The following is a 25,830-nucleotide window of genomic DNA, read 5'->3' on the forward strand; positions in this document are numbered from 1 at the left end:
AAGGGAAAAGGCACGAACACAGCGCTATAGAGTATGTTTAATAATGTATTTTTTTATGAAGTAATGTCTGCAGTTGTATCTCTAAAATAAAAATAATGAGCTTTTCATCTAAATAATTTTTCAGTGAATTATGGTTATTTATTAATATATTTCTAATTTGAAATACAAATCAATTTATAACACATATTCTTACCCGGAAGGCATTGATACATATCCACGCTTCCTCGTACAGTAATAAATGAATATGTGATAAAGTTACTGACTACAGGTATAATAATATGAGTAATAAAAAAAATCTGTCCGCAGAAGAGACGGATCTTACGCGTAGGAAACTGTTAACCAGCGCCGGTATTCTTGCCGCCGGCGGTATGCTATCCGGCGCGGTAAAGGCTGATGAAAAATGCGCCGTCAAGGCGAAACCGGCGTGGGATAAACCGTTTACCGGCGAAATCCCGGAAAAATTGCCAGAAGGATATAATATTCTGTTAGTCGTGACCGACCAGGAGCGTTTTTTTCCTACGTTTCCTTTCCCGGTACCCGGCAGAGAGCGGCTCATGAAAACGGGGGTGACATTCTGTAATCATCAGAATACCAGTAATGTCTGCACGCCTTCCCGCTCCGTATTGTATACCGGCTTACATATGCCCCAGACAAAGATGTTTGATAATCTGGGATTACCCTGGATGCCTTATGATCTTGACCCCGCTCTTGGAACCACAGGCCATATGATGCGGGAACTGGGATACTATACGGCCTATAAAGGTAAGTGGCATCTTACAGAAAAACTGGAGAAGCCTTTGCCTGACGAAAAAGATGAGGATATTGATGTCGGGGATATTCCTGAACCAGAATTACATAAAATTATGGAAAAATATGGTTTTGCTGACTATCACGGCATCGGCGATATTATTGGCCATAGTAAAGGCGGCTATTTTTATGATTCAACCACCACGGCTCAGACTATAAATTGGTTAAGATGCAAGGGGCAGCCCTTGAATGACCAACACAAGCCCTGGTTCCTGGCCGTTAACCTCGTTAATCCTCATGACGTCATGTTTATTGATACCGATAAAGAGGGAGAAAAGGTACAGTGGCGTGGCGAGTTGGATCAGGATGATAATACCCTGGCGCCCACGCAGCCGCCGGAAAACGAGCTTTATCAGGCAAGCTGGCCGAACTATCCGCTGCCGGCAAACAGGCATCAATCATTCAATGAGCAGGGAAGACCGCCGGCGCATCTTGAATACCAGACGGCGCGCGCTGCGCTGGAAGGGCAGTTTCCTGATGAAGATCGTCGTTGGCGTAAACTGCTTGACTACTATTTCAACTGTATCCGCGATTGTGATACTCACCTTGACCGGATATTAAATGAACTTGATGCCCTCAAGTTAACTGATAAAACGATTGTTGTATTTACTGCCGATCATGGCGAATTAGGCGGAAGCCATCAGATGCACGGTAAAGGCGCTTCCGTTTATAAAGAACAGATCCATGTACCGATGATTATTTCCCACCCGGCGTACCCCGGTAATAAGAAATGTCAGGCGTTGACCTGTCATCTTGATATCGCGCCGACATTAGTTGGGCTGACCGGTTTGCCGGAAGAAAAACAGCACCAGGCGTTAGGCAACCGCAAAGGCGTTAATTTTAGCGGATTGCTAAAAAACCCAGAGGGCGTTGCGGTTAATGCGGTGAGAAATGCCAGCTTATATTGCTATGGCATGATCTTGTATACCGATGCCCATTATCTCCACCGCGTTATCGCGCTACAAAGAGATAAACAAAAAACGGTGGCGCAAATCAAGCAGGAAATATCCCATTTGCATCCTGATTTTAGCCATCGTTCAGGGACGCGGATGATTAACGATGGCCGTTATAAGTTTGCGCGTTATTTCTCGCTAAGGGAGCATAATACGCCGGAAACCTGGGAGGATCTTATTAAGTACAACGATCTTGAACTTTACGATCTTAAAAATGATCCCGATGAGAACCATAACCTTGCTGCTGATAAACAGAAATATCAGGATCTCATACTTACGATGAATGAAAAACTGAATAAAATTATCAAAGACGAAATTGGCGTGGATGACGGCAGTTTTATGCCGGATGCGGCCCATGAGCCGTGGGATCTTACTATTGAGCAGTTTAACCGCATGGCGAAAGATTAAGAGCCTGGCCCATTAGGCTATTTTATTCGCCATTTTGGGACCGGGCAGTGCTCAAAATCCTCACGTACTACGTGTACGCTCCGGTTTCTGCGCGCTGGTCGGCCCCAAACTGGCTTCAACAATTACGCCTACTGGGCCAGGCTCTAAGTGCCTGACCCATTAGGTTAATTTATGCGTCGGCGATCTGGCATCCAGCGTGTCTGGAGGTTCAGATGCTGTTGGCGCTGCGCTTATTGGGCCTGTGTCATCATGTAATAGATTGATATTACAGTCATTACAGGCAAATTTAGCGCAGCGCCGTCCGGCAAGAAGGCCTTAAACCGATTTGTCAGCGATTTAAGGCTGCTATCATCACCGACCTTTCCACACCGGATCGCGCTTTTCCGCAAACGCCTGCGGCCCTTCGAGAGCGTCTTCCGGGGGCAGGATGGCGTCAACCCTTGCTGGCGTTAATTCAATTTTTTCTGGTTAGCCGCTCAATAATATTCACTATTAGCCTGGCGAATTTGTCACTACACTTTGTAATAAAAAACAGATCATCACAGGCTAATCATGATCCTCATTATTTATGCGCATCCGTATCCGCATCATTCTCATGCGAATAAACGGATGCTTGAACAGGCAGGGACGCTGGAAAACGTCGAAATACGTTCGCTTTATCACCTCTATCCCGATTTCAATATTGACGTTGCCGCCGAGCAGGAGGCGCTGTCGCGCGCGAGTCTTATCGTCTGGCAGCATCCGATGCAGTGGTACAGCGTCCCTCCTTTACTCAAATTATGGATGGATAAAGTCCTCACCCACGGCTGGGCTTACGGTCATGGCGGTACGGCATTACACGGTAAACATCTGCTGTGGGCGGTAACGACCGGCGGTGGTGAAAACCACTTTGCTATCGGTTCACATCCGGGATTTGACGTCCTTTCTCAGCCGCTACAGGCGACGGCGCTCTATTGCGGCCTCAAATGGCTGCCGCCGTTTGCCATGCACTGCACGTTCATTTGCGATGACGACACCTTACAGGCGCAGGCGCGTCAGTATAAACAGCGTTTACTGACATGGCAGGAGGTGAATCATGGATAGCCATACTCTACTGCAGGCGCTGATCTATCTTGGTTCGGCGGCGCTGATTGTGCCGATTGCGGTACGTTTGGGCTTAGGATCGGTGCTGGGGTATCTGATTGCGGGTTGCATTATCGGCCCCTGGGGGCTACGGCTGGTGACGGACGCCGAATCTATTCTGCATTTTGCGGAAATCGGCGTCGTGCTGATGTTGTTTGTTATTGGGCTTGAACTGGACCCGCAACGGTTATGGAAGCTGCGCGCCTCGGTATTTGGCGGCGGCGCGTTACAGATGGTGGTCTGCGGCGGACTGATTGGTCTGTTCTGTATGTTTCTTGGCCTGCGTTGGCAGGTGGCGGAACTGATTGGCATGACGCTGGCGCTTTCGTCCACGGCTATCGCCATGCAGGCAATGAATGAGCGTAACCTGACCGTTTCGCAAGTAGGGCGTAGCGCATTTGCAGTGCTCTTGTTCCAGGATATCGCGGCGATCCCGCTGGTGGCGATGATTCCTCTGCTGGCCGCCAGCGGCGCATCCACCACGCTTGGCGCGTTTGCGCTATCGGCGTTGAAAGTCGCAGGCGCGTTGGCGCTGGTGGTGGTGCTGGGACGCTACGTCACGCGCCCGGCGCTGCGCTTTGTCGCGCGTTCTGGTTTGCGGGAAGTGTTCAGCGCCGTGGCGCTATTTCTGGTGTTTGGTTTCGGCCTGTTGCTGGAAGAAGTTGGGCTGTCAATGGCGATGGGCGCGTTCCTGGCGGGCGTTCTGCTGGCGAGTTCGGAATATCGTCATGCGCTGGAAAGCGATATTGAACCCTTTAAGGGGTTGCTGCTGGGGCTGTTCTTTATTGGCGTCGGCATGTCGATTGATTTCGGCACGCTGGTGGAGAATCCGCTGCGCATTCTGCTGTTGTTGGCCGGTTTTCTGGCAATCAAAATCGTCATGCTGTGGCTGGTCGCGAGGCCGCTGGGCGTACCGGCAAAACAGCGTCGCTGGTTTGCCGTCTTATTAGGCCAGGGAAGTGAGTTTGCGTTTGTGGTTTTTGGCGCGGCGCAAATGGCGGGTGTACTTGAGCCGGAATGGGCAAAAGCGCTGACGCTGGCGGTCGCGCTGTCGATGGCGGCAACGCCGATTTTTCTGGTGCTGCTGACGCGCATGGAGAAGACCGCGATGGGTGAAGCGCGCGAGGCGGATGAAATCGACGAAGAGCAACCGCGGGTTATTGTGGCCGGGTTTGGACGATTTGGTCAGATAGCCGGGCGTTTGCTGCTGTCGAGCGGGGTGAAGATGGTGGTGCTCGATCACGACCCCGATCATATCGAAACGCTGCGTAAATTCGGCATGAAGGTTTTTTATGGCGACGCGACGCGTATGGATTTGCTGGAATCTGCCGGAGCGGCGAAGGCGGAGGTATTGATTAACGCCATTGACGATCCGCAAACCAATTTGCAACTGAGTGAACTGGTGAAGTCGCATTTCCCGCATCTGCAGATTATCGCCCGCGCCCGTGATGTCGATCATTACATTCGCCTGCGCCAGGCTGGTGTGGCGATGCCCGAACGTGAAACCTTCGAAGGCGCGCTCAAAAGCGGGCGACAGGCGCTGGAGGCGCTGGGGCTGGGGCGTTATGAAGCCCGCGAGCGCGCGGATCTGTTCCGTCATTTTAATACCCGGATGGTGGAAGAGATGGCGAAAGGGGAAAACGATCCGTTATCTCGCGCCGCCGCCTATAAACGTACCAGCGCGATGTTGAGCGAAATTATTACCGAGGACCGGGAGCATCTGTCGTTGATTCAGCGCCACGGCTGGCAGGGAACGGCTGAGGGCAAACATTCCGGAGAGGTCGCCGATGAACCCGAAGTCAAACCGTCAATCTAAAGTAAAAAATGTGATGTTCTGCAAACTTTACTGCTAATTGGCTGTTTTTGAACTACTGTAATGCTGGCGCTCCACATCAAATGAGTGGCGTCGCCAGCAGAACGAAAAATTTTCGTGCTCATCCTCTTTTCGTCAGTCGACGAAAGATTGCGCTTTACGTATAGTGGCGGCAATTTTTTTTGTATCAGGAAATAATTAATGATCAGTCTGATTGCGGCGTTAGCGGTGGATCGCGTCATCGGTATGGAAAACGCCATGCCGTGGAACCTGCCTGCCGATCTCGCCTGGTTTAAACGTAACACGTTAAATAAACCTGTCGTTATGGGACGTCACACCTGGGAATCCATCGGGCGCCCCTTACCGGGACGTAAAAATATTGTTATCAGCAGCCAGCCGGGCACCGACGATCGCGTGCAGTGGGTGAAGTCTGTCGATGAGGCGATTGCCGCTTGCGGCGATGCGCCGGAAATTATGGTCATTGGCGGCGGGCGCGTGTACGAGCAGTTCCTGCCAAAGGCGCAGAAGCTTTATCTGACGCATATTGATGCGGAAGTCGAAGGCGATACCCATTTTCCGGATTATGAACCGGATGACTGGGAATCGGTATTCAGTGAGTTTCACGATGCCGACGCGCAGAATTCTCACAGCTATTGTTTCGAGATTCTGGAACGTCGTTAACACTGTAGTGCCGGATGGCGGCGAAACACGCCTTATCCGGCCTACTCTTGAGCCAGATGTAGGCCTGAAAAGCGTAGCGTCATCAGGCATAAACCAATTCTTGAGCCAGATGTAGGCCTGATAAGCGTAGCGCCATCAGGCATAAACCTATCAGGCGTTGACCGCTTCGCCTTCGCCCATATCCATCTGGCGGTTTGACGGCTGCACAAAATACTGTTTATCTTCCCAGCGTAAACAGGTCAACTCCCCGCCCCAGCAGCAGCCGGTATCCAGCGCGTAAATACCTTCTGGCGTCCCTTTCCCTTCCAGCGACGCCCAGTGCCCGAACGCAATACTGTAAGCCTCGCTCACCGGCCCCGGAATGGCGAACCACGGCTTCAGCGGCGCAGGGGCATTTTCCGGCGACGCTTTGCTGTACATATCCAGTTGACCGTTAGGAAAGCAGTAACGCATACGGGTAAAGGCATTAGTAATAAAGCGTAGCCGCGCCAGACCGCTTAACTCCGGCGACCAGTTATTCGGCATATCGCCATACATCGCGTCGAGGAAAAACGGGTACGAGTCGCTCGACAGCACCGCTTCAACATCGCGGGCGCACTCTTTTGCCGTCTGCAAATCCCACTGCGGGGTAATACCCGCATGCGCCATGACCAGCTTTTTCTCTTCATCTACCTGCAACAGCGGCTGACGGCGTAACCAATTCAACAGCTCATCGGCGTCCGGCGCTTCAAGAAGCGGGGTCAGCCGGTCTTTAGGTTTGTTGCGGCTAATCCCGGCGAATACGGCCAACAGGTGTAAATCGTGATTCCCCAGCACCAAACGCACGCTATTGCCAAGCGATTTGACGTAGCGTAACACGTCCAGCGAACCGGGACCGCGGGCGACCAAATCGCCAGTCAGCCACAGAGTGTCTGTGTCTGGCGTAAATTCCACTTGCTGTAATAAGGCGATCAGTTCGTCGTAGCAACCGTGAACGTCGCCGATGAGATAAGTTGCCATTGTTATAATTTTAGTGAATGAGTGTAGGGACGGCGAGTCGAAACACGGGAATGTCGATGGTAAAGGCGTCGCCATTTTCATCGATCATTTCGTAATGACCCTGCATGGTGCCCAGCGGCGTTTCAATTACCGCGCCGCTGGTGTATTGATACTCTTCGCCAGGCGCAATGCGCGGCTGGACGCCAACCACACCTTCGCCCTGGACTTCGGTTTCACGGCCATGACCATTGGTAATCAGCCAGTAGCGGCCCAATAGCTGCACTGGCGCCCGGCCCAGATTGCGGATGGTTACGGTATAGGCAAAAACGTAACGTTCATCGTCAGGTGAGGATTGCGCCTCAATGTAGACGCTTTGCACCTGAATACACACTCTGGGCGAATTGATCATGTTTAACTCTCCTTCAAAGGCGCGTTTTCCGACAGATAATTGGCCATCTGGCAGTACTGCGCGACAGAGATATTTTCCGCGCGCATTGCCGGGTCAATACCCATTTCCGTCAACGTCTCAACGCTAAAAAGGTTGCCGAGACTGTTACGGATCGTTTTACGGCGCTGGTTAAAGGCCTCGGTGGTAATACGGCTCAACACGCGAATATCTTTAACCGGGTAAGGCATTGTTGCGTGTGGAACCAGACGCACCACGGCGGAGTCCACTTTGGGCGGCGGCGTGAAGGCGGATGGCGGCACTTCAAGCACCGGGATCACCTGACAGTAATATTGCGCCATCACGCTTAAACGACCATACGCTTTGCTGTTCGGCCCTGCAACCAGACGATTTACCACTTCTTTTTGCAACATAAAGTGCATGTCGGCAATGGCATCAGTATAGCTAAAGAGATGGAACATCAGCGGGGTGGAGATATTATAAGGCAGATTGCCGAACACACGCAGCGGTTGGCCCAACTGCGTAGACAGCTCGCCAAAGTTCATGGTCATGGCGTCCTGCTGATAAATAGTCAGCTTCGGCCCTAAGAACGGATGGGTTTGCAAACGCGCCGCCAGATCGCGGTCAAGTTCAATGACCGTGAGCTTATCCAGTCGTTCGCCGACCGGCTCCGTCAGCGCCGCCAGACCGGGGCCGATTTCAACCATCGCCTGGCCTTTTTGCGGATTAATAGCAGAAACAATACTGTCGATCACAAACCGATCGTTGAGAAAGTTTTGCCCGAAGCGTTTACGGGCTAAATGGCCCTGATGGACTCGATTATTCATTGGGTATTAACAATCATTTTGATGGCGAGATTAAGCGCCGTAATAAAACTGCCGACATCCGCTTTTCCACGGCCCGCCAGTTCAAGCGCGGTGCCGTGGTCAACGGAGGTTCGAATAAAAGGTAGGCCGAGCGTAATATTCACTCCCCGACCGAATCCCTGGTATTTTAGCACGGGCAGGCCCTGATCGTGGTACATCGCCAGCACCGCGTCGGCATTATCGAGATATTTGGGCTGAAACAGCGTATCAGCAGGTAGCGGCCCGTTGAGTTTCATCCCCTGCGCCCGCAGCTCGTCGAGCACCGGAATGATGGTGTCTATCTCTTCCGTGCCCATATGACCGCCTTCGCCCGCGTGCGGATTCAGGCCACAGACAAGAATGCGCGGTTCGGCAATACCAAATTTGGTCCGCAAATCGTGATGCAAAATAGCAATCACTTCGTGCAAAAGCGCAGGGGTGATGGCGTCTGCAATCGCCCGTAGTGGCAGATGCGTGGTCGCCAGCGCCACGCGAAGTTCTTCGGTTGCCAGCATCATCACGACTTTTTTCGCCTGCGAACGCTCTTCGAAAAACTCGGTATGACCGGTAAACGGAATGCCGGCGTCATTGATCACGCCTTTGTGCACCGGCCCTGTGATCAGCGCGGCAAATTCACCGTTCAGACAGCCATCACACGCTCGCGCCAGCGTTTCTACCACATAGGGGCCATTTTCTACCATCAACTGACCGGGGATGGCAGGCGCGCGCAGCGAGACTGGCAATAGGGTCAGCGTTCCCGCGGGCTGCGGCGCAGCGGGGACATCAGGCGAGTAAGGGAGAAGCGAGAGGGGCAGGCCGAGCATGGCGGCCCGCTCCGTCAGGAGCGCGCCGTCCGCACAGACGACCAGTTCAATCGGCCACGCGCGTTGCGCCAGTTGGACAACAAGATCGGGGCCAATCCCGGCGGGTTCGCCGGGAGTGATAACAACGCGTTGCGCACTGCTCATTAGTTACTCAAAATCTTAACATAAGCGCTGGCGCGCTGTTCTTGCATCCAGGTCGCCGCTTCTTCTGAGAATTTACGGTTCATCAGCATACGATAAGCGCGATCTTTCTGCGCCGCATCGGTTTTGTCTACCTTACGCGTATCCAGCAATTCGATCAGATGCCAGCCGAAAGAGGAGTGTACCGGCGCGCTTATTTGGCCTTTATGCAGCTTCGTCAGCGCGTCGCGGAACGCCGGATCGAAAATATCTGGCGTAGCCCAACCCAAATCACCGCCCTGGTTAGCGGAGCCCGGGTCCTGAGAGTACTCTTTCGCCGCAGCGGCAAAGGTGGTTTTACCACTCTTAATGTCAGCCGCGATTTCTTCCAGCTTCAGGCGCGCCTGCTGATCGTTCATGATCGGCGACGGCTTAAGCAGAATGTGACGAGCGTGAACTTCGGTCACGGAGATACTCTGGCTCTGACCGCGCAGGTCGTTTACTTTCAGAATGTGGAAGCCGACGCCGGAGCGAATCGGGCCGACAATGTCGCCTTTCTTCGCGGTGCTCAGCGCCTGGGCGAAAATCCCCGGCAGCTCCTGGATACGGCCCCAGCCCATCTGACCGCCTTTTAGCGCCTGCTGGTCGGCAGAGTAGGTAATCGCCAGTTTGCCGAAATCTGCGCCGTTACGCGCTTCTTCAACAATGCTTTCCGCCTGGCGCTGCGCGTCGTTAACCTGCTCGGAGGTTGGGTTTTCCGGCAGAGCAATCAGGATATGGCTCAGGTTCAGCTCGGTGCTGGCGTCGTTTTGGGTGCCAATCTGTTTTGCCAGCGCGTCAACTTCTTGCGGCAAAACGGTGATACGGCGACGAACCTCGTTGTTGCGCACTTCAGAGATAATCATCTCTTTACGAATCTGGTTACGGTAGGTTGAATAGTTCAGCCCATCGTAAGCCAGACGGCTGCGCATCTGATCCATCGTCATATTGTTTTGTTTGGCGATGTTGGCGATGGCCTGATCCAACTGCTCATCCGTGATCTTCACCCCCATCTTCTGACCCATCTGCAGGATAATTTGATCCATAATCAAACGTTCCAGGATCTGGTGACGCAGCGTGGCGTCGTCCGGAAGCTGCTGACCTGCCTGACCCGCGTTGAGTTTGACTGATTGCATTAAGCCATCAACGTCGCTTTCCAGCACGACGCCATTATTGACGACGGCTGCGACTTTATCGACTACCTGGGGGGCAGCGAAACTGGTATTCGCGATCATGGCGATACCGAGAAGCAGCGTTTTCCAGTTCTTCATACTTTTTCCATTTCAATTAACCGCAATGCGGATTACGTTGTAAATCAATCAGATTACATAGAGCTTTGGTACGGCAGAATGTTCGAACGCAACATTTCTTGCGTGCCGAGGCCGTAGTTAGAGCTCAAACCGCGCAGCTCAATGTTGAAGCCAATCGCGTTATCATAAATCGCGTGTTGTTTATCGTTATCCCAACCGTTCAGCTTACGTTCGTATCCGACGCGGATCGCATAGCAGCAAGAGTTGTACTGCAAGCCGAGCATCTGGTCTGCAGGTTTGCTCGAATTGGTATCGAAGTAGTACGCGCCGACAATCGACCAGCGATCGGCAATCGGCCAACTTGCCACCGCGCCCACCTGGTTGATGCCGTTTTTATACTGCTCTGCCGTGGAATAATACGAAGGCAACGTAGCCTGAATATATTCCGGGCTGGCATAGCGGTAGTTCAACTGTACCAGACGATCCTGATCCCGACGGTATTCGAGGCTGCTGCTGCTGGTAGCGACGCTATCCAGACGGGTATCGTACTGCACTCCGCTACGCAGCCCCCAGCGTTCTGAAATACGCCAGTAAGTGTCGCCTGCCCAAACCAGCGAACCGGTTTTGTCGTCATTCTCCCATTTAATGTTGTCATCGCCGGTGCGAGACTCCGTGAAATAGTAGATTTGACCAACAGAAACGTTAAAACGTTCAACGGCGGCATCATCATAAACGCGTGTTGTGACGCCGGTCGTGACCTGGTTGGCGGAAGCAATACGGTCGAGACCGCCATAAGTGCGGTCGCGGAACAGGCCGTTATAGTCGGATTGCAGCAAAGAAGAATCGTAGTTATAGATGCCGCTCTGGTCGCGGTACGGCACATACAGGTACTGCACGCGTGGTTCCAGCGTCTGGGTATACCCCGGCGCCAGCATCGCCATATCGCGTTCGAAGACGAGCTTACCGTCGACTTTAAACTGTGGCATGACGCGGTTAACCGAATCTTCCAGTTTTTTGCTGTTATTGGCGTTGTACCAGTCCAGATTCGTTTGCTGATAGTGCGTCGCCATCAGCTTCGCTTCGGTGTTCAGGCTGCCCCAGCGGTTGGAGAGCGGCAAATTGATGGTTGGCTCCAGGTGGACGCGGGTCGCTTCCGGCATATTGTCTTTGGTGTTGACGAAATGTACCGCCTGGCCGTAAATCCGGGTATCAAACGGCCCGAGATCGTTATAGTAGTAGTTAACGTCTAACTGCGGCTCCGCAGAGTAGCTGCTGGTGTTCTGATCGTTAAACACCTGGAATTGTTTGGTCGACACCGTAGCGTCAAAGTTTTGTACGGCGTAGCCGACGCTGAATTTCTGCGTTGCGTAGCCGTCGGTACTGGAACCGTACTTACTGTCGAAATCATTAAAATAGCTGGAGTCGCTGACTTTGGTGTAATCGACGTTAAAACGCCACACCTGATCCATCACGCCTGAGTGCTGCCAGTAGAATAACCAGCGGTGCTTATCGCCCTCTTTGGGATGTTCGTCCTCGTAGACTTTATCAGAAGGCAGATAATCTAATTCCATCAACCCGGCGCCTGCCTGCGTGAGATAACGGAATTCGTTCTCCCACATAATATTGCCGCGGCGGTGCATATAGTGCGGGGTGATGGTGGCGTCCATATTGGGCGCGATGTTCCAGTAATACGGTAAGTAGAACTCGAAATAGTTCTTGGTCGTGTATTTCGCGTTCGGGATCAGGAAACCTGAGCGACGTTTGTCACCGACGGGGAGCTGTAAATAGGGGCTATAAAAGATCGGAACCGGACCTACTTTAAACCGGGCGTTCCAGATCTCCGCAACCTGTTCTTCACGGTCATGGATGACTTCACTCCCCACCACGCTCCAGGTATCGGAGCCAGGCAGACAGGAGGTAAAGCTGCCGTTTTCCAGAATGGTATAGCGGTTTTCGCCGCGCTGCTTCATGAGATCGGCTTTACCGCGTCCCTGACGGCCCACCATCTGGTAATCGCCTTCCCAGACGTTCGTGTCTTTGGTGTTCAGGTTCGCCCAGCCCTTCGGCCCTTTAAGGATGACTTGATTGTCATCATAATGCACATTACCCAGCGCATCGACGGTGCGTACAGGTTCCGGCTGACCTTCCGCCTGCTTCTGATGAAGCTGCACTTCATCCGCTTGCAGGCGGCTATTCCCCTGCATAATGTCCACGTTGCCGGTAAAAACGGCATCGTCCGGGTAGTTACCTTTAGCGTTATCGGCATTGATAGTAACCGGCAGATCGTTGGTATCGCCTTTTACCAGAGGACGATCGTAGCTCGGCACGCCCAACATACACTGTGAGGCGAGATCGGCTGCCAGCCCCTGATGACTATAAAGGGCGCTGGCGATCATGGTGGCCAGAAGAGTGGGAATACGTTTTTTCATACGTTGTATTTATTGTTCCATCATCGGTAGCGTTGCGCGTGACAAACGGTCACAGCCTAACTTACTCATCTTCGCTGCGCCAGTGTTAATCCTGCCGTTTAGCGTCTGTGGTGTTAGGCACGGCATTGAATGACAGGTATGATAATGCAAATTATAGGCGATGTCCCACAATTGACCGTAGCCTTCATTCGCAGAAAAGCACCTTATTTTGTGGGAGATAGCCTCACCGATAGCGTAACGTTTTGGGGAGTCTATGCAGTACTGGGGAAAGATAATTGGCGTCGCCGTAGCCCTGATGATGGGCGGCGGCTTTTGGGGCGTGGTCCTGGGTCTGCTGGTGGGCCATATGTTCGACAAAGCCCGCAGCCGAAAAATGGCGTGGTTTGCCAACCAGCGGGAACGGCAGGCGCTGTTTTTTGCCACCACCTTTGAGGTGATGGGCCACTTAACCAAATCAAAAGGACGGGTGACGGAAGCGGATATTCATATCGCCAGTCAGTTGATGGATCGCATGAATTTACACGGCGATTCACGTACTGCCGCGCAGAACGCCTTTCGGGTCGGAAAAGCGGATAATTACCCATTACGTGAAAAGATGCGGCAGTTTCGTAGCGTCTGCTTCGGGCGTTTTGATCTGATCCGGATGTTTCTGGAAATTCAGATCCAGGCGGCGTTTGCCGATGGCTCGCTGCACCCTAATGAGCGGGAAGTGCTGTATGTGATTGCGGAAGAGTTAGGTATTTCCCGCGTACAGTTCGATCAGTTTCTGCGCATGATGCAGGGCGGCGCGCAGTTTGGCGGTGGTTATCATCAACAGTCCGGCGGCGGCTGGCAGCAGGCGCAGCGCGGCCCGACGCTGGAAGATGCCTGTAATGTGCTGGGGGTTAAAACCACCGACGATGCAACCACCATTAAACGCGCTTATCGCAAACTGATGAGCGAGCATCATCCGGACAAACTGGTCGCGAAAGGTTTACCGCCGGAAATGATGGAAATGGCGAAGCAAAAAGCGCAGGAAATTCAGAAAGCGTATGAGCTAATCAAAGAACAGAAAGGCTTCAAGTGATTGAATTGCCGGATGCGGCTAGCGCCTTATCCGGCCTACGTTAATGAATGTAGGCCGGGCAAGCGAAGCGCCCCGGCATAAATTGGCTCAGAATTTAAAAATCTGCCGGGACTTTAAACGTCATGCTGGTGCCGTAAGCGGGATGAGTAATGGTCAGCATTTCGGCGTGTAACTGCAAACGCGGCGCCAGCGACAACGCTTCCGGCGAAGCGTAAAACCGATCGCCTAAAATCGGGTGGCCTAACGCCAGCATATGCACACGAAGCTGATGCGAACGTCCGGTGATCGGTTTGAGCACCACGCGGGCGGTATTATCCGCCGCAAACTCCACCACGTTATATTCCGTTTGCGCCGGTTTGCCGGTTTCATAACACACTTTCTGCTTTGGCCGGTTCGGCCAGTCGCAGATGAGTGGTAAGTCAACCAGTCCTTCCGCCGGGGAGGGATGCCCCCATACGCGCGCCACATACTGCTTTTTCGGCTCACGTTCGCGGAACTGACGTTTTAGCTCCCGTTCCGCGGCTTTGGTCAGCGCCACTACAATTACGCCGCTGGTGGCCATATCCAGACGATGCACCGATTCTGCCTGCGGGTAGTCGCGCTGGATACGCGTCATAATGCTGTCTTTGTGCGCTTCCAGACGCCCCGGCACGGACAACAGGCCGCTGGGCTTATTGACCACCATAATGTGCTCATCCTGATACAGGATAACCAGCCAGGGTTCCTGCGGCGGATTGTAGTTTTCCATCCCCATGTACGGCTCCGTTATTGGTGCGTGACGACGATAAGACGCAGCGCGTCCAGACGCCAGCCTGCCTGATTCAGGCTTTCCAGTACCTGCTGGCGGTTACTGTCGATAGCGGCAAGTTCGTCGTCGCGAATGTTCGGGTTGACGGCGCGCAGCGCTTCCAGACGCGACAGTTCCCCGGACAGTTTTTCATCCGCCTCGCGACGCGCGTTATCAATCAGCGCTCTGGCGGACTTTTCAATCTGCGTCTCGCCCAGTTGCAAAATGGCGTGGACGTCCTGTTGCACGGCGTTCACCAGTTTGCTGCCGGTGTGGCGATTCACGGCGCTGAGCTGACGGTTGAAGGTTTCAAACTCGACCTGGGCGGCCAGATTGTTGCCGTTTTTATCTAACAGCATACGTACCGGCGTCGGCGGCAGGAAGCGGTTCAGTTGTAGCTGTTTCGGCGCCTGCGCTTCCACGACGTAAACCAGTTCGACCAGCAGCGTGCCGACGGGCAGCGCTTTATTTTTCAACAGCGAAATGGTGCTGCTGCCGGTGTCGCCGGAGAGGATCAGATCCAGTCCGTTACGGATGAGCGGATGTTCCCAGGTAATAAACTGCGCATCTTCGCGAGACAGGGCTACGTCACGTTCAAACGTGATAGTACAGCCGTCTTCCGGCAGGCCGGGGAAATCCGGCACCAACATGTGGTCAGACGGCGTCAGCACGATTAGATTGTCGCCGCGATCGTCCTGGTTAATGCCGACGATATCGAACAGGTTCATGGCGAACGCGATCAGGTTGGTGTCGTCGTCCTGTTCTTCAATGCTTTGTGCGAGCTGTTGGGCTTTTTCTCCGCCGTTGGAGTGGATCTCCAGCAGGCGGTCGCGGCCCTGTTCTAACTGGGCTTTTAGCGCTTCATGCTGTTCGCGGCAGGATTTGATCAGATCGTCAAACCCGTCGGTTTCTTCAGGCGCGGCCAGATAGTTAATCAGACTGGCGTAGGCTGAATCATAAATCGCGCGACCGGTCGGGCAGGTGTGCTCAAAGGCGTCCAGCCCTTCGTGATACCAGCGAACCAGCACCGACTGGGCGGTTTTTTCCAGGTACGGGACGTGGATCTGGATATCATGCGCCTGGCCGATACGATCCAGACGACCAATACGCTGTTCCAGCAGATCCGGGTTAAACGGCAAGTCGAACATCACCAGATTGCTGGCAAACTGGAAGTTACGTCCTTCGGAGCCGATTTCAGAACATAACAGCACCTGCGCGCCGGTATCTTCTTCGGCGAACCAGGCGGCGGCGCGGTCGCGTTCGATAATCGACATGCCCTCATGGAACACGGCGGCGCGGATGCCTTCGCGTTCGCGCAGCACCTGCTCCAGCTGTAACGCGGTGGTCGCCTTAGCGCAGATCACCAGCACTTTTTGCGAACGATGGCTGGTCAGATAGCCCATTAGCCACTCAACGCGTGGGTCGAAGTTCCACCAGGTGCCGGTATCGCCTTCGAACTCCTGATAAATTTGTTCCGGATAGAGCATATCGCGGGCGCGATCTTCCGCGCTTTTACGCGCGCCCATAATGCCGGAGACCTTAATGGCGGTCTGATACTGGGTCGGCAGCGGCAGTTTTACCGTATGCAGTTCACGTTTCGGGAACCCCTTGACGCCGTTACGGGTGTTGCGGAACAAAACGCGGCTGGTGCCGTGGCGATCCATCAGCATCGACACCAGCTCATCACGGGCGGCCTGCGCGTCGTCGCGATCGCTATTAGCGGCCTGCAACAGCGGTTCAATATCCTGTTCGCCGATCAGATCGCCCAGCCTGTTCAGTTCGTCGTTGCTGAGTTTATTGCCCGCCAGCAGCATGGCCACCGCATCGGCGACAGGGCGGTAGTTTTTCTGTTCTTCGACAAACTGTTCGAAATCGTGGAAACGGTTCGGATCCAGCAGGCGCAGACGGGCGAAATGGCTTTCCATCCCCAGCTGTTCTGGCGTGGCGGTCAGCAGCAGCACGCCCGGTACGCGTTCAGCTAATTGTTCGATGGCCATATATTCACGGCTCGGCGCATCGGTGCTCCACACCAGATGATGCGCTTCGTCGACCACCAGCAAATCCCACTCGGCGTCGCACAAATGTTCCAGACGCTGCTTATTACGGCGGGCGAAATCCAGCGAGCAGATCACCAGTTGCTCGGTTTCAAACGGGTTATACGCGTCGTGCTGCGCTTCGGTATAGCGTTCGTCATCGAACAGCGCGAAGCGCAGGTTGAAACGGCGCAGCATTTCTACCAGCCACTGGTGTTGCAGGGTTTCCGGAACAATGATCAATACGCGTTCCGCCGCGCCGGATAATAACTGTTGATGCAGAATCATCCCGGCTTCAATGGTTTTACCTAAGCCCACTTCATCCGCCAGCAGTACGCGCGGCGCATGGCGACGACCCACATCATGAGCGATATTAAGCTGATGCGGGATCAGGTTGGTCCGCTGACCGCGCAGGCCGCTGTATGGCATCCGGTACTGCTCGCTCTGAAATTTACGGGCGCGATAGCGCAGCGCGAACCGATCCATTCGATCGATTTGACCGGCGAACAGACGATCCTGGGGCTTACTGAAAACCAACTTGCTGTCGAGCAGAACTTCGCGCAGCGTCACATTGGTCTCTTCGGTATCCAGGCGGGTGCCGACATAAACAAGCAGGCCATTTTCTTCTTTTACTTCATCGATATGTAGCTGCCAGCCTTCATGGCTTGTAATCGTATCGCCAGGGTTGAACATGACGCGGGTCACGGGAGAATCACTACGCGCATACAGGCGGTTTTCCCCCGTGGACGGGAAAAGTAAGGTGACGGTTCGCGCATCCATCGCAACAACGGTTCCAAGTCCCAGCTCGCTTTCTGTATCGCTGATCCAGCGTTGACCAAGTGTAAAAGGCATATGTGTTCGGCTCTATATCTTTAATTGCAGGCATTACTCGCCATTCCCAGGCGACAGCACTGGATAATTGCGAGTATACGACCCCGCTACCAGGCTAATGTGGTAGTGGCGTTAATTAGGTCCAGGAATGGAAAGGGCGCTATGGTACTGGAAGGCGGCGCTTTCGTCACGCGTCAAAATAACCCCAGTTGCCCGGTCAGTAGTGTAGCAAAATTATCTTCAACGAAGGGAAGAATTCCTTCCGCCACGGGTTGTAGCTGGCGGGTAAGATAGTGTTCGTAATCCAGCGGCGACTGCTGGTAATCCACGGGCTCGGGGCCGTTAACAGTCCAGACATATTTTATGGCGCCGCGATTCTGATACTGCGCCGGACGACCCCGCTTCAGGTTTTGTTCATCCGCCAGCCGGGCGGCGCGAACGTGCGGCGGGATGTTACGTTGGTACTCATGTAAAGGGCGACGCAGACGCTTACGATAAACCAACTGCGCGTCCAGTTCGCCCGCCATCAGTTTATCAATAGTCTCGCGCACATAGTCTTGATAAGGTTCATTGCGAAAAACACGCAGATACAGCTCCTGTTGAAAGCGCTGCGCCAGCGGCGTCCAGTCGGTCCGCACCGTTTCCAGACCTTTAAATACCATACGCTGGCTGTCGCCTTCCTGAATCAGGCCCGCGTAGCGTTTTTTACTGCCAGTATCCGCGCCGCGGATGGTCGGCATCAGAAAGCGACAAAAGTGGGTTTCAAACTCCAGCTCCAGCGCGCTGGTCAAATTTTGCTGTTGTAACGTCTGCGCCCACCATTCGTTCACGTGACGCACCAGCCTGTGCCCGATTTCCGCCGCGTCGGCTTCTGAATGCGCGCGCCGGAGCCAGACGAAAGTGGAATCGGTATCGCCATAAATCACGTCATAACCCTGCGCCTCAATCAGCGCTTTGGTCTGGCGCATAATCGCATGACCGCGCATGGTGATTGACGACGCCAGACGGGGATCGAAAAAGCGACAGGCCGTGGTGCCGAGTACGCCATAAAAGGCGTTCATAATGATTTTAAGCGCCTGCGAGAGCGGTTTATTACCCTGACGTTTGGCTTCATCGCGCCCGTGCCAGATTTGGCTAACAATTTCCGGCAGGCAGTGCTTTTCTCGTGAAAACCAGGCGTCAAGGAAACCTTCGGTACTGTGTTCCGGATCCGGCTGCGCCATGCCTTCGACCAGCCCGACGGGATCAATCAAAAACGTGCGGATAATCGACGGGTACAGGCTTTTATAATCCAGCACCAGTACTGAATCGTATAATCCGGGTTGTGAATCCATTACGTAGCCGCCGGGACTTGCCAGCGGCGGCACTTCGCCGAGATTGGGCGCGACATAGCCGGCGCGGTGCATTCGCGGAAAGTAAAGATGCCCAAATGCGGCGACCGAACCGCCGTGGCGATCGACCGGCAGGCCGTTGATCGTCGCGCGTTCCAGCAAAAACGGCATGATCTCGGTTTTATGGAAAATGCGCGTGACCAGCTCGCAGTCTTTCAGGTTGTAGGTGGCGAGGGCGGGTTTATCCTGGGCAAAGCGGCGATCGATCTCATCCATACGATCCCAGGGATTATCAATGGATTTTCCTTCGCCGAGCAGTTCCTGCGAGACGGCTTCCAGCGAAAAAGACGAAAAATTCCAGAACGCGGATTTAAGCGCGTCGATACCATCGATAATGACTCGCCCTCTGGCCTGGGCGAAAAAAACGCCGTTTTTGAAGCCATGTTCGCGCCACTCCAGTTCGCTATTGTCTCGCCCCAGCCGTAAAGGGATACGGTAGCGTTCGGCATGTTTTTGCAGCATACGCAGGTCGAACTGCACCACGTTCCAGCCGATGATGACGTCAGGATCATGTTCGGCAAACCAGGCGTTGAGTTTTTCCAGCAGCTGCGGGCGGCTGGCGACATACACAAGCTCGAAGTCCAGTTGGCGGTCATCGCCATTCGCCGGACCCAGCATATAAACGGTACGCTGGCCGCAGCCTTCCAGACCAATGCAATACAGTTCGCCGTGTCGCGTGGTTTCGATATCCAGCGAGACCCATTTTAGCGGCGGTCGATAGTCGGGGTGGGGTTTAAGACGCGCATTGCGGATAACGCCGTTGCGCATCTCGCCGTCTACCCAAACGGGCGACGTAATAAAACGCTCCATCAGGTAACGTTCCGGCGGGCGTACATCCGCTTCATAAACGGTGACGCCGTTTTCGCGCAGCAGTTTCTCCATCCGCATAAGCTGGCGGTGAGTACGGCAATACAGACCGGAGACCGGCTGACGATGAAAGTCTCGCAGCTGGAGCGGCGTCAGGCGATAGTCTTTTTCCGCCTGTAGCAGCGAGGCGGCGCGGGAGGTCTGGCTGGTCGGAATAAACGCCACGGACTCTTGCGGCGCCAGCGTCGCCTGCACAGGGCCGTTGTCTGTCGCCAGCCAGAAAGAGACCTCCGTTCCTTGCGGCGTATCCCGCCAGTGCCGGGTTAAAATGAAACCTGCCTGCGCCACGATGATTACCTGTCTAAAAAATTCACGCTAATTATAACCTGTTTTAGGGGGTAATACTGTTATTTTGTACAGGCATATAACGTAAAAGCCGATATCCGCTGTAATAAAAAGTTTCTCGCAGTAAGAAGCGGGTTTTCGCCCACCAGGATTTATAGCGGGTGGATCGCGTGGGTGATGAGCGGCTATCGATACCATTATCCTGAGCGATAGTTTTCAGACGCAGCATATGCAGCGGATCGCTGACCAGTAACGCTGTGCGCCATTGTTGTTGCCGCTGTATCTGTTTTGCGTAACGAATATTTTCGCGCGTCACGGTAGAGCGCTCTTCAATAAAAATCGCCTTAGCCGGAATGCCTTTTTCCAGAACGTATTGACGGGCTATCGCCGCGTCGGAAACCGTTGCGCCAGCGCCGTAGCCGCCGGTTAATACCAACGCGCGGACAATGTGTTGTTGGTAAAGCCAGATGGCATGATCCAGTCTGGCCTGAAAAACGGGAGAAGGCGTTTTTCCGCTAACGCCTGCTCCTGCGACAATCGCGCAGTCAGCTACGCGCGTCTGGTCTTGCTGACTGAACTGATAAATAGCGATAGCGTTATTGATAAACACCGTGGCCATAATGAGAATTATGCCTGCCGCGATTCTGGTGATGTAGCGATATTTCATGAATGAGTTCGTTCCCCGTGACGGGTGTAATGAATATTTTAACGATAAAAGAACTTTTAGCGTCAGATATTTTTGCTGACGTGTATTTATCAATATAATGATGTCGGTGTAGACAGCTGATATAATTATCCTATAACTGCTAATTTTGAATCATGTTTATTTACAATTTTTATCCATAGGTTGGCTGTTTTGTGTCAAGTCTGTTTCCATACATTAAGTATTTTTCAGAATAGTGCTTGCTCGAATTTGTTACTTATTTCTCGGATTAACAAAAAAGCGATATTTTTTGTTTGTTTTAATTAATGAAAAGTGTAAGAATTTTATTTGAAACATCCGCACCGTCAGGTAGAAATATAATATTCCAATTGGCCGCTATGGTTAAATAAAAATGGATTACAGTGCGAATTCGTCGGGAACTCTCTGCATAATTTAATTTTTATTTTAGAATATAATTTTATTTTGACTTTCAGGTGCGGGTGTTTTTATCAAAATTTGTGGTATTCGGGAATTATCTTTTATGAATGTGAATATGCAGGCGTGTCCGGTAGGGAACGCACGTTATCTTTTCGTCAATACTCAACGCGCTAACCCTTCCATAAAAACCGTGAGTCGATTTTTTGAGTATAAAACATGGACAGATCAGATTTGGCGTACCGAAATTATTGAAAACGGCAATGCTTTTTTTCACTGGCAAGGACACGACAGAAAAAACGGACATCGGGATACCATTATTAACTATCTGTTAAATGGGCAACGCTGGCAGTCAACAATCGAAGATTATATTTTCTTCCATGCGCTGGAAGGAAAAGTGTTGCAGGGACATTATGATAATATTATTGAATATGTGAGTTCTGATAATTACGTCTATCAAAGCGCATTTGCTGAATATATCACCGACCAGATTCATCAACGCGCCCCCAATGGGACGCGTTTTTAGAGGCATTACTGCCCGTAATAGGCTTTTGCGCCGTGTTTGCGTAGATAGTGTTTATCCAGCAGGGATTGCTGCATATCGGGCAACTGCGGCGCAAGCTGGCGGCAGAAGATCCCCATATAGGCCACTTCTTCCAGCACGATGGCGTTATGCACGGCATCCTCGGCATTTTTACCCCAGGCAAACGGGCCGTGCGAATGGACAAGCACGCCGGGCATTTGAGCGGCGTCAATACCTTGTTTTTCAAAGGCTTCAACAATGACATTGCCCGTTTCCCATTCATACTCGCCATTAATTTCCGCCTCGGTCATTTTGCGAGTGCAGGGAATCGTACCGTAGAAATAGTCGGCATGGGTGGTTCCCGTCGCCGGAATCGGCTGACCCGCCTGCGCCCAGATAGTCGCGTGGCGCGAATGGGTGTGTACGATGCCGCCGATAGTCGGAAATGCCTGATATAACAGACGGTGGGTTGGCGTATCGGACGACGGTTTCTTATGACCTTCAACGACTTCACCGGTCTCCAGGCTGACCACCACCATATCGTCAGCGGTCATGACGCTATAATCGACGCCGGACGGTTTAATCACCAGTACGCCGCGTTCGCGATCGACGGCACTGACGTTACCCCAGGTGAGGGTGACCAGGTTGTGTTTTGGCAGCGCCAGATTGGCTTCCAGTACCTGGCGTTTGAGATCTTCTAACATTGTTTTCTCCCTGCCGGATGGCGCTTCGCTTATCCGGCCTACGAGCGACGGTGTGCCGGATGGCGACACAAATGCCTTATTCGGCCTACAGGACCGTAGGCCCGGTAAACGCAGTGCCACCGGGCATTCAGACTCCACTTTTAGCGTTTTAAACCGTAATACACCTCGTTCCAGCGCAGCGCGTCCTTAAAGGCCGGCAGACGGGTATCGTTATCAATCACCGCGATTTCGATATCGTGTATTTCTGCGAACTGGCGCATATCGTTCAGATCCAGCGCGTGGCTGAAGACGGTATGGTGCGCGCCGCCAGCCAGAATCCACGCTTCGGAGGCGGTCGGCAGATCCGGCTGCGCCTTCCACAGCGCGTTAGCCACCGGCAGTTTCGGCAGGGAGTGCGGCGTTTTTACGGTGTCAATGCAGTTGACCAGCAGGCGATAACGATCGCCGAGGTCGATCAGGCTGGCGACGATCGCCGGGCCGGTTTGGGTATTGAAAATCAAACGCGCCGGATCTTCCTTACCGCCAATGCCGAGGTGCTGGACGTCGAGGAGCGGTTTCTCTTCCACCGCGATGGACGGACACACCTCCAGCATGTGAGAGCCGAGCACCAGATCGTTGCCTTTCTCGAAGTGGTAGGTGTAATCCTCCATAAATGAGGTGCCGCCCTGCAGACCGGTTGACATCACTTTCATAATGCGAAGCAGAGCGGCGGTTTTCCAGTCGCCTTCGCCCGCAAAGCCGTAGCCCTGTTGCATCAGACGCTGTACGGCCAGACCCGGAAGCTGTTTCAGACCGTGTAAATCTTCAAAGGTAGTAGTGAATGCGTGGAAGCCGCCCTGTTCCAGGAAACGCTTCATCCCGAGTTCAATACGCGCCGCTTCCCGCACGTTCTGGCGTTTATCGCCGTGGATCCGGGTGGCGGGCGTCAGGGTATAGCTGCTTTCATACTCGTCAATCAGAGCGTTGATATCGCCGTCGCTGATGGAGTTCACCACCTGCACCAGATCGCCGACCGCCCAGGTATTGACCGAAAAGCCAAATTTGATTTGCGCGGCCACTTTATCACCGTCAGTCACTGCGACTTCACGCATATTGTCGCCGAAGCGGCAGACTTTTAGCTGGCGGGTATCCTGTTTAGAGACCGCCTGGCGCATCCAGGCGCCGATACGCGTATGGGCCTCTTTATCCTGCCAGTGACCGGTGACGACCGCGTGCTGCTGGCGCATCCGCGCACCGATGAAGCCGAACTCGCGACCGCCGTGCGCAGTCTGGTTCAGGTTCATAAAGTCCATATCGATGCTGTCCCACGGCAGGGCGGCGTTAAATTGGGTATGGAATTGCAGTAGTGGTTTGTTAAGGATACTCAGCCCGTTGATCCACATTTTGGCCGGGGAGAAGGTGTGCAGCCAGACCACCAGCCCTGCGCAGCGATCGTCATAATTGGCGTCACGACAAATGGCGGTAATCTCATCCGGCGAGGTGCCCAGCGGTTTTAATACCAGTTTACATGGCAGTTTGGCTTCGGTATTCAGCGCGTTGACCACATGCTCGGCATGTTGAGTGACCTGACGCAGGGTTTCTGCGCCATACAAATGCTGGCTGCCAATCACAAACCATACTTCATAATTATCAAAAATCGTCATTGTCGTGTCCTTAATGAGTCAGGATTGCCTGATTGGCCGGGATCGTTGGCGCCGGCGCGGCAGTCGGAAGATAATGTTGTTCTGCGCTTAGCGCCCACTGCTGGTAGCGGCGGTAAAGCTGTTCGAAGCGTTGCGCCTGTTCAGGGTGGGGGCGCAGAGTGCGTTCTACCGCGCTCGCCATGCTTTGCTGGGCGGCAGGAATATCGGCATGGACCTTCGCAGCGACGGCGGCAAAGATAGCGGCGCCTAATGCGCAGCACTGGTCGGAAGCGACGATCTGCAACGGACGATTCAGTACGTCGCAGCAGACCTGCATAATGACCTGATTTTTACGGGCGATGCCGCCAAGCGCCATCACGTTATTGACTGCGATACCCTGATCGGTAAAACACTCCTGAATGGCGCGCGCGCCGAAGGCGGTCGAAGCGACCAGACCACCAAACAGCGCTGGTGCGTCGGTGGCGAGATTGAGATCGGTAATGACGCCTTTCAGACGCTGGTTGGCATTGGGCGTGCGGCGACCGTTAAACCAGTCGAGCACCACCGGCAGGTGATCCAGGGACGGATTTTTCGCCCAGGCGTTGGTGAGCGCTGGCAGTAGCTGCTTCTGGCTGGCGTTAATCTGGGTTTTCAGTTCCGGGTGCTGCGCGGCAAGTTGTTCCAGCGGCCAGCTCAACACGCGGCTAAACCAGGCGTAGATGTCGCCGAAAGCAGATTGCCCCGCTTCCAGACCGATAAAGTTCGGCACCACGCTGCCGTCAACCTGACCGCAAATGCCTTTCACGGCGCGATCCCCGACGCTCTGTTTATCCGCAATCAGAATGTCGCAGGTAGACGTGCCGATGACTTTTACCAGCGTATTGGACTGTGCGCCCGCGCCGACCGCGCCCATGTGGCAGTCGAACGCGCCGCCGGAAATCACCACGCTTTCCGGCAAGCCGAGGCGCTGCGCCCATTCGGCGCACAGGGTGCCCACGGGCAGATCGGCGGTGAAGGTTTCGCTAAATAACGGGTAGCGCAGATGGCGGTTAATGCACGGATCGAGTTCATTAAAAAAGCTCGCGGGCGGCAGGCCGCCCCAGCTTTCATGCCACAGCGTTTTGTGCCCGGCGCTGCAGCGGCCACGGCGGATATCCTGCGGGCGAGTGGTGCCGGAAAGCAGCGCCGGCACCCAGTCGCACAGTTCAATCCACGAGACGGCGGCCTGCGCGACGGCGCTATCCTGCCGGGTGACGTGCAGAATCTTCGCCCAGAACCATTCGCTGGAGTAAATGCCGCCAATATAGCGGGAGTAGTCGATCTTACCAGGCTTATGGCACAGACGAGTGATTTCGTCGGCCTCTTCCACGGCGGTGTGATCTTTCCACAGCACAAACATCGCATTCGGGTTCTCGGCGAACTCCGGACGCAGCGCCAGGACGTTACCGTCGGCGTCAATCGGCGCTGGCGTAGAACCGGTGCTGTCAACGCCAATGCCAACGACATTTGCGCGTTGCGCGGAGCTTAATTGTGCCAGAACGGCTTTCAGCGCGGCCTCCATTGACTCCATGTAGTCGCGCGGATGATGACGGAACTGGTTGTTCGGGCCGTCGCAATAACGGCCTTCTTGCCAGCGCGGATACCACTCTACGCTGGTGGCGATCTCGTCGCCGGTGGCGCAGTCCACTGCCAGAGCGCGCACTGAATCACTGCCAAAATCGAGGCCAATTGCAATTGCCATCGTCTTACTCCATCCAGAAAAACAGGTATGGAGAAACAGTAGAGAGTCGCGGCAAAAACCGTCAGGCAGGATTCGCTAATCTTATGGACAAAAATGCTAATGCTTTGCAAAGTGTGACGCTGTGCAAATATTCAATGTGGACATTCCAGCCATAGTTATAGACACTTCTGTTACTTAATTTTATCGCCTGAACTGTACGCTTTTGTTACAAAGCGCTTTTCACAAGC

The 25,830-nt window shown here is 53.6% G+C and carries 19 protein-coding genes and 1 pseudogene; 6 read left to right on the forward strand and 14 right to left on the reverse strand.

Translation table 11 applies throughout. The features are described from left to right. Positions 1-278 precede the first annotated feature (278 nt). On the forward strand, positions 279-2,168 hold the full coding sequence (locus ACLJRH_RS17625) for a sulfatase-like hydrolase/transferase (RefSeq protein ID WP_000066315.1): 1,890 nt from the start codon (positions 279-281) through the stop codon (positions 2,166-2,168). A 351-nt stretch (positions 2,169-2,519) separates the two neighbouring features. Here the strand turns inward: ACLJRH_RS17625 and ACLJRH_RS17630 are convergent. Further along, positions 2,520-2,600 (reverse strand): annotated as a pseudogene (locus ACLJRH_RS17630) (hypothetical protein); the annotation flags it as partial. Positions 2,601-2,720: 120 nt separating this feature from the next. On the opposite strand from ACLJRH_RS17630, the gene kefF reads away from it, so the two are divergent. The 3 genes from kefF (at position 2,721) to folA (ending at position 5,784) form a co-directional block, all read left to right on the forward strand. Further along, positions 2,721-3,251 carry a glutathione-regulated potassium-efflux system oxidoreductase KefF gene (gene kefF / locus ACLJRH_RS17635; protein ID WP_000600707.1) on the forward strand — a complete coding sequence of 177 codons (531 nt, stop codon included), beginning with the start codon at positions 2,721-2,723 and terminating at the stop codon, positions 3,249-3,251. Next, positions 3,244-5,106 carry a glutathione-regulated potassium-efflux system protein KefC gene (gene kefC, locus ACLJRH_RS17640; RefSeq protein ID WP_001632188.1) on the forward strand — a complete coding sequence of 621 codons (1,863 nt, stop codon included), beginning with the start codon at positions 3,244-3,246 and terminating at the stop codon, positions 5,104-5,106. Before kefF ends, kefC begins: the two co-directional genes overlap by 8 nt. 198 nt (positions 5,107-5,304) lie before the next feature. Further along, on the forward strand, positions 5,305-5,784 hold the full coding sequence (folA, locus tag ACLJRH_RS17645; protein ID WP_000624379.1) for a type 3 dihydrofolate reductase: 480 nt from the start codon (positions 5,305-5,307) through the stop codon (positions 5,782-5,784). A 150-nt stretch (positions 5,785-5,934) separates the two neighbouring features. Here folA and apaH read toward each other — a convergent pair whose 3' ends face one another. From apaH to lptD, 6 genes are read right to left on the reverse strand one after another with little or no spacing between them, the layout of a single operon-like run. Continuing rightward, entirely contained in the window at positions 5,935-6,783 is an 849-nt protein-coding gene (gene apaH, locus ACLJRH_RS17650; RefSeq protein WP_000257211.1) for a bis(5'-nucleosyl)-tetraphosphatase (symmetrical) ApaH, read from the reverse strand. 10 nt (positions 6,784-6,793) lie between these two features. Further along, positions 6,794-7,171, reverse strand: coding sequence for a Co2+/Mg2+ efflux protein ApaG (gene apaG, locus ACLJRH_RS17655; RefSeq protein ID WP_000610894.1), 378 nt, complete (start codon positions 7,169-7,171; stop codon positions 6,794-6,796). Positions 7,172-7,173: 2 nt separating this feature from the next. Continuing rightward, positions 7,174-7,995, reverse strand: a complete 822-nt coding sequence (gene rsmA / locus ACLJRH_RS17660) for a 16S rRNA (adenine(1518)-N(6)/adenine(1519)-N(6))-dimethyltransferase RsmA (protein WP_001065402.1) — start codon at positions 7,993-7,995, stop codon at positions 7,174-7,176. After that, positions 7,992-8,981 carry a 4-hydroxythreonine-4-phosphate dehydrogenase PdxA gene (pdxA, locus tag ACLJRH_RS17665; protein ID WP_023137175.1) on the reverse strand — a complete coding sequence of 330 codons (990 nt, stop codon included), beginning with the start codon at positions 8,979-8,981 and terminating at the stop codon, positions 7,992-7,994. The genes rsmA and pdxA overlap by 4 nt, the downstream gene beginning before the upstream one ends. After that, on the reverse strand, positions 8,981-10,267 hold the full coding sequence (gene surA / locus ACLJRH_RS17670) for a peptidylprolyl isomerase SurA (protein WP_000800482.1): 1,287 nt from the start codon (positions 10,265-10,267) through the stop codon (positions 8,981-8,983). The genes pdxA and surA overlap by 1 nt, the downstream gene beginning before the upstream one ends. Before the next feature lie 53 nt (positions 10,268-10,320). Next, on the reverse strand, positions 10,321-12,675 hold the full coding sequence (gene lptD, locus ACLJRH_RS17675) for an LPS assembly protein LptD (protein WP_000746125.1): 2,355 nt from the start codon (positions 12,673-12,675) through the stop codon (positions 10,321-10,323). A gap of 253 nt (positions 12,676-12,928) precedes the next feature. On the opposite strand from lptD, the gene djlA reads away from it, so the two are divergent. Beyond that, positions 12,929-13,741, forward strand: coding sequence for a co-chaperone DjlA (gene djlA / locus ACLJRH_RS17680; RefSeq protein WP_001200595.1), 813 nt, complete (start codon positions 12,929-12,931; stop codon positions 13,739-13,741). Between the two features lie 94 nt (positions 13,742-13,835). Here djlA and rluA read toward each other — a convergent pair whose 3' ends face one another. The 4 genes from rluA to ACLJRH_RS17700 all read right to left on the reverse strand — a co-directional run bounded on the left by rluA (position 13,836) and on the right by ACLJRH_RS17700 (position 20,602). Beyond that, positions 13,836-14,495, reverse strand: a complete 660-nt coding sequence (gene rluA, locus ACLJRH_RS17685) for a bifunctional tRNA pseudouridine(32) synthase/23S rRNA pseudouridine(746) synthase RluA (RefSeq protein ID WP_000525198.1) — start codon at positions 14,493-14,495, stop codon at positions 13,836-13,838. Positions 14,496-14,506: 11 nt separating this feature from the next. Then, positions 14,507-17,413: an RNA polymerase-associated protein RapA gene (gene rapA / locus ACLJRH_RS17690; RefSeq protein ID WP_001116966.1), complete on the reverse strand. Its 2,907-nt coding sequence runs from the start codon at positions 17,411-17,413 to the stop codon at positions 14,507-14,509. Positions 17,414-17,586: 173 nt separating this feature from the next. Continuing rightward, a complete protein-coding gene (gene polB, locus ACLJRH_RS17695; RefSeq protein ID WP_023137260.1) occupies positions 17,587-19,938 on the reverse strand; it encodes a DNA polymerase II in 2,352 nt (783 codons plus the stop codon). Between the two features lie 43 nt (positions 19,939-19,981). Then, positions 19,982-20,602 carry a YdcF family protein gene (locus ACLJRH_RS17700; RefSeq protein ID WP_001628131.1) on the reverse strand — a complete coding sequence of 207 codons (621 nt, stop codon included), beginning with the start codon at positions 20,600-20,602 and terminating at the stop codon, positions 19,982-19,984. A gap of 517 nt (positions 20,603-21,119) precedes the next feature. Between ACLJRH_RS17700 and ACLJRH_RS17705 the strand changes: the two genes are divergently transcribed. Continuing rightward, positions 21,120-21,539, forward strand: coding sequence for a DUF4751 family protein (locus ACLJRH_RS17705; protein WP_023137259.1), 420 nt, complete (start codon positions 21,120-21,122; stop codon positions 21,537-21,539). Between the two features lie 5 nt (positions 21,540-21,544). On the opposite strand, the gene araD is transcribed toward ACLJRH_RS17705, so the two are convergent. The 3 genes from araD to araB form a co-directional block, all read right to left on the reverse strand. Next, positions 21,545-22,240, reverse strand: coding sequence for an L-ribulose-5-phosphate 4-epimerase (araD, locus tag ACLJRH_RS17710; protein ID WP_000888684.1), 696 nt, complete (start codon positions 22,238-22,240; stop codon positions 21,545-21,547). Positions 22,241-22,380: 140 nt separating this feature from the next. Beyond that, a complete protein-coding gene (gene araA, locus ACLJRH_RS17715) occupies positions 22,381-23,883 on the reverse strand; it encodes an L-arabinose isomerase (protein WP_023137258.1) in 1,503 nt (500 codons plus the stop codon). A 10-nt stretch (positions 23,884-23,893) separates the two neighbouring features. Next, positions 23,894-25,603: a ribulokinase gene (gene araB / locus ACLJRH_RS17720; RefSeq protein ID WP_023223146.1), complete on the reverse strand. Its 1,710-nt coding sequence runs from the start codon at positions 25,601-25,603 to the stop codon at positions 23,894-23,896. Positions 25,604-25,830 lie beyond the last annotated feature (227 nt).

Source organism: Salmonella sp. SAL04162 (assembly GCF_046551535.1).
Lineage (GTDB): Bacteria > Pseudomonadota > Gammaproteobacteria > Enterobacterales > Enterobacteriaceae > Salmonella > Salmonella enterica.